Annotated in this window: 5 protein-coding genes and 1 pseudogene; 2 read left to right on the top strand and 4 right to left on the bottom strand. The window is 39.9% G+C overall.

Translation table 11 applies throughout. The features are described 5' to 3' along the window. The 4 genes and pseudogenes from ACT3QP_RS13950 to ACT3QP_RS13935 form a co-directional block, all read right to left on the bottom strand. Positions 1-448, bottom strand: a pseudogene (locus ACT3QP_RS13950) (OmpA family protein); the annotation flags it as partial. 668 nt (positions 449-1,116) lie between these two features. After that, complete coding sequence (locus ACT3QP_RS13945; RefSeq protein WP_444525919.1) at positions 1,117-1,200, bottom strand: hypothetical protein; 84 nt, start codon at positions 1,198-1,200, stop codon at positions 1,117-1,119. A 381-nt stretch (positions 1,201-1,581) separates the two neighbouring features. After that, positions 1,582-2,898, bottom strand: coding sequence for a DUF3100 domain-containing protein (locus ACT3QP_RS13940; protein WP_444525918.1), 1,317 nt, complete (start codon positions 2,896-2,898; stop codon positions 1,582-1,584). A gap of 74 nt (positions 2,899-2,972) precedes the next feature. Beyond that, positions 2,973-4,142 (bottom strand): M20 aminoacylase family protein, encoded by a 1,170-nt coding sequence (locus ACT3QP_RS13935; protein WP_444525917.1) that lies wholly within the window; start codon positions 4,140-4,142, stop codon positions 2,973-2,975. Positions 4,143-4,985: 843 nt separating this feature from the next. On the opposite strand from ACT3QP_RS13935, the gene ACT3QP_RS13930 reads away from it, so the two are divergent. After that, positions 4,986-5,312 (top strand): hypothetical protein, encoded by a 327-nt coding sequence (locus ACT3QP_RS13930; protein ID WP_444525916.1) that lies wholly within the window; start codon positions 4,986-4,988, stop codon positions 5,310-5,312. 88 nt (positions 5,313-5,400) lie between these two features. Next, positions 5,401-5,696 (top strand): hypothetical protein (locus tag ACT3QP_RS13925; RefSeq protein WP_444525915.1); only part of this gene is annotated, 296 nt, incomplete at its 3' end.

Raw genomic sequence — 5,696 nt, 5'->3', positions numbered from 1 at the left:
GCCCACTCTCGTCCATGTCTACATAGAAAAAGTATGTTTCGCCACCAGCTAATTGGTAGTCTTGTTGTTCTGCTAATAAGTCATTGTCTTTAAAGCCGGTTGCATGAGCACTTAATTGGTTTGTGCCGACACAGGAGTTGACAGCGGTATAGTTGCCAGGATGTAGGCTGACTTGAAATCTGTCGTTGATGGCGATGTTGGCACTGGTTTGCTCAGGGTCGTTATCATTTTTTCGGATGAATATGAGGCGTGCTTCATCATTAGCCACTTGTTTTTCTAATAAGGTATCAGCGTCACTGTCTATTTGGTTTGTCCACATAACATGACCAACATGGCGAGTATCGCCATCATTATCAATCTGGTTGCCACTCGTTGCACAAGCTGTCATACCAAATAATGTCGTTGCCAATGCTACTTGAACGATGGTGTGTTTGAATACTTTACCCATGGTAATTCCTTAAATGGTCATTTATTGATCTGTTAGTGTTTGAATGCGCTGAGCGTTTGAGTGACTGTCTGTCTATTTTTTTATTGGTCATATAAATATGATGTTTGGTAGGCTTTTTTATCTTCAAAAACCAATTTTTACGTGTGGTGAAAATTGGTAACGACCTGAATATTGGTGGCTACCATTTCTTATAATTCCTATAATAGTGTGATTGAAATATGCCGATATTGTTTAGTATGTCTTTTTATAAAAGTGTTTTTATTAGATATACTACATAGAATCAAGGTGAGTAATTTGCTCTTCAACACACCATTAAATATCTAAATATAAGTGTGTAATTTATAGGGGTACATATATAACTTATACCGTTTATATCTGTCAAAGAAATCAGATACAAAAACGATAAGTGGCATATATTATATGACCAGTTACCATTATTTATTGTGCCTACCACCAAGCCGATGATCTGGCCACTATTTCATTTTCACTTTACCTAACACCACCTTAATTCTCGGTATTATCAATAATCAAAGAACTCTAAAAAAGTTAAAAGACAGCCAACTGTAAACTGCATTTCTAGCACCTCTAAATGGGGTAGTAATTTAATAGTTCACTGACTATATTTGTGGATTTTGTTCATTACATCTGAAGATTCAACACACCAAAAGCTAGATACAAAAAAATCCCCAGTGGTTAAACTGGAGATTTCTAACTTGAGTGTCTGTTTTACTCTTTTTCGATTTAGAAAAAATAGATACAATTTAAAGAATGCTCAATGCAACCGAATGCAGATGTAACACCTCAATAAAACTCCAATCTATTAGGGTCTGTTGAACATTCAAATGTGGTGCTGGCAGTGACTATTTTTTAGACAATATGCAGTGAAATTTTTGATGCCTAGTCATTCTAGGTGAAACAATTTCGCCATATATTGGCAAAAAAGAGTACTGCCCTGAAAGGCTGATGCTAAAATCACCCCAAACGTTGTTACAAACCTCGCTAAGGTCTCGACATTATCGTCGGTTTGCGCCTAGTTTGGTGCAATTTTAGCAATCAGCAGCCCTAATATTTGAATGTTCAACAGACCCTAATCTGTCATCATCAGCTAACGACAAAACAAAAGAGAACAATTGCTATAACATAACTTGCGCAATCAGAGCAGACCCGATGAACGTACCTGTAAAGGTCAGTATCGCAACTACTGCAATCTTAAATCCAGATTTTTTGAACAAATCCACTTCCATTTGCGAGATAGCAAAACCCGCGTAGGCAAGTACAGGCGTCAATAATTGCAACACACCCATCTTGGCTGTTTCTTCCAATACGTAGGCATTGAACGGAAACTGTGGCAAAGAGATTAAGATAGCCACAATCGATATCCATGCAATAGCAGGCACATTAAACGGAACTAAGCGTTTCAATACCATACCAACCACACAGCAGGCAAACAAAATAAGCATGGCAGGCAAACCGTCAAGTGGATCAACACCCTGCCCTACCCAGTTGCTGAGTAGTAGCACCACACAAATCACGGCTAGCAAGATAAACGACTGTCCCATCGACAATACGGCAGGCTCTTCCATAACCGCACCAAAATCTGTCTCGGTGGTCGCATTGGCGCTTTTATTCTTTTTAAATTTACTGACGATTTTATATAAAAACTCTGTAAAAGGTAATGCCACAAATAAACTAACAAATAATCCAGTAGCATAGGTCAGCAAGTTAGATGTCGCTGCAAATGCCGTAATGGTATCGGCTTGATCTGGCACTGTTTCTGCCAACGCAGCTGAGCAGGCGCCCATCATACTACCGCTACCAATACCGCAAGCCATTGCCAACGCTCGGACGTCAACGAGGTCCATAGAAGCGATGATACCTGCCATCAATGAAAAATAAATGGCACCAAACAGCGTACCCATGACATAAACACCCATCACACCGATACCTTCAGGACTTTGCAGTCCATACTTATCAGCAATCAAAGCGACGTTAGGTTCGCGAGCCACTGAGTGCGTGGCGCCAATTGCTTCACGTCCCATACCAAAAACCAGTACGGCAACAGGTAGCGCGATAAGCACAGTCGCCACATTGCCCAACTCTTGTAACAGCAAAGCTGGGCCTGCGGCTATTATTTCTTCAATATTAGGACCAACACCCACACCGAATTTTGCAATAAATGGCATGATGCTTAGCAAAATGGCATAGCTAGCAAATTTTGCACGTTTCTTGGTGATAACGGCTTTCATTGAAGGAATAACATTAGGGTTTAGTAAAATTGCAAAAATAAAAGCATAAAGCAAAGGCAGTAATACCAGTATACCTATACCGATAGGAATTTTAATAATACCTATCCACTCTGCCAATAGTGATACGGCAATCGCTAGTAAATGGAGCTTCCAGTCAAGTAGGTGCTTGGTCATCGTCGGCGACAGCACGCTATTATTACTCATATCAGTTCCTTTTAAGGTTTATGGTCAGTCCTACATTCAGTTCTACTGAATGACGTCATTTTTTTATCTAGGGCTTAATTTGTCGCCGCAGTTTTTGGTAATTCAGATTCCACTAAAGAAATCCATACTTTAATGCCCGTTTCGATCGCATCATCATTAAAGTCATATAAGGCATTGTGCAAAGGTTTAGACGGCGTGCTGCCATCCACACCCAACCAAAAATACGCGCCTTTGATTACCTGACTCATGAATGAAAAATCTTCAGAAGCCATTGACGGCTCTACGTCTGTATTCACCTTGTCAGCGCCTAGTGCTTTACTAGCCGCTTCTTTTATCTCAAGATAAGCCTGACTGTCGTTAGTAGTTACCGGATAGCGAATATGGTAGTCCATCTCACCTGTCACGCCATATAGTGGTGGCAACGTCGTCACCATTTCTGTAAGCATGTCTTGTAGCGACTGGCGTACATCCATATCAAAACTACGAACCGTACCTTTTAAAATCGCAATATCAGGAATGACATTGGTCGTGTCACCACTGTTCATCTGTGTCACGCTGATAACACCAGACTGTAATGGTGATATGCGGCGAGAGACAATAGACTGAATATTAGTGATTAATGCCGCACCTGCTGCAATAGGATCGGCACCGAGATGCGGCATGGCAGCATGCGTACCTTTACCCGTTAGCGTAATTTCGAACGTATCAAAAGATGCCATCATCGGACCGTCATTTACAGCAATTTGACCCACAGGAAGACCTGGCCAGTTATGTAGCCCATAAACGGCATCCATTGGAAACTTATCAAATAAGCCATCATCAATCATGGCTTTGGCACCGCCCAAAACTTCTTCAGCAGGTTGGAATATTAAATGAATCGTGCCGCTAAAATTCTTATTCTCACTTAGATATTTAGCCGTGCCCAGCAACACTGAAGTATGACCATCGTGACCACAGGCGTGCATACAGTTTGCATGCGTAGACTTATGCTCAATATCGTTTTGCTCTTCGATGGGCAAAGCATCGATATCCGCTCTGATACCAATGGTTGGTCCTGAGCCATTCTTCAATGTCCCAACAACACCAGTGCCACCCAATCCTTGATGCACTTCAATCCCAAAAGACTCTAACTTATCAACGATAAAGGATGAGGTTTTGAACTCCTTAAACCCTAGTTCAGGTTGGCTATGAATCTGTTTACGCCATTGTTTGACTTCGTCCAGTAATGCTTCGTTAACTGACATTGATTCTCTCCTTCGAGATTATTTATTGATAAAACTATGTAAAACTGATGCAGGCTATCGTGATTCTCACATCACAGTAGCTATTTTTTAGACCATACGCAGTGAAATTTTTGACGCCTAGGGCATGTCCTCATTTTAAAAATGGTGATAAAAATGAGATAAATTGTCATCAAACAAGGAAAATAGCGCAGATAATATCGAGATATTAATCAGCTATTTGACGCCGTTTGGCAAGATTTAGCCATTTTTAACCCATTTAGATGACTATCGATTGAATTGAGGACACGCCCTAGTCTTTAGAAAAACAAATAAGCCACTCAAAGTGGCTTATGTTGTATAACCAGATATGGCTTTATGATTTTTCTAAAGACAGTATACTAGCTTATCTGCACGTATTGAGAAACCTCGCTGTCATAAGTTTAAGCGTCATCTACAATTAAGGCATCTTTAAGCCATCACAAGTCATCTTTGACTTATCAGATGTAGCGAAATCATCCTATCGTTAAGGTAGCGCAAGTTTTATGCCACAGAAAAATCCATCTTATCGAACGATCTGAATAAAAAAAGCACTACTTTGATACAAAATCATGCGCCAGTACGGTGCTCCAATTTATAAAAATAATGGTTTTAGTGCATATCGATAGCCAAAGAAATTCAGAGCGTGCAAGCCACGCTTGACGAAAATCGTTACCTTTCTTTAAGTTTCATAAATGTACTTAACATTGCAATCCTCTATTATTCACCTTATCGAACTGATAAAACTCAGTTCCTAGATTGCTTTGTGCTTAGATTGCTTTGTTCCTAGGTTTTCGCCACTATATTTTAATTAAATTCGACACAACAATGAAAAAGACAATAATAAGCCTGATCTTAGCTGCCTCTACTTGCGTAGCCATGACAGCGCCAGCAAGTGCGGCTCTACATGACACATCAAAGTATCAAATCCATAAGCAAAACCATACAGAGGACTCATCTGCACAAAAAACAAGTCTACAAATCACCAAACAACAAAGCAACAAGAAAACTGACGACAAGAATCAGAGCAATAAAAAACAAACGGTCAATACCAAAGCAAACACTTCAAAGAAATCAACAGCGAAGCAACATACTAAAGGCACAGCTGACCACAAAACAAAAGACACACCATATAACACCGACCGTAGATCTTAATCTAGTCAATGATGCTTGATAACGATACCACCTGTCATAAAGAGGTTTGGTATCGCACGCTATTATTTATGCAAAAAGGAGCATGATAATGAAGATAAAGTTTACTCATACCAATCACCAATTGTTGCTAAGTGTGGTCGTGATGACTTCGAGCATAATACCCATGACTTCTGCGGTTGCTATATTACCAATGGGTTCTGAGATTTTTCAAACAGAGGCGCCTATAACGACTGCTTCCAATGAAACAGCAGTGGTTATCGAAGAAGCTTTATCGAAAGAAGAGCATCTCAAGATGCAGAATAAACAATTCTCAGCGTTTAGTGATAACTCAAAATTTTCAAAGTTAATCAGAGAAAGCAAACAGTTCAAGGGTATAGAAAAACG

The organism is Psychrobacter sp. AOP7-B1-24 (assembly GCF_052376215.1).
Classification (GTDB): domain Bacteria; phylum Pseudomonadota; class Gammaproteobacteria; order Pseudomonadales; family Moraxellaceae; genus Psychrobacter.
The sequence above is the reverse complement of the archived record's forward strand: the minus strand, read 5'-3'. Positions and strand labels throughout refer to the sequence as shown.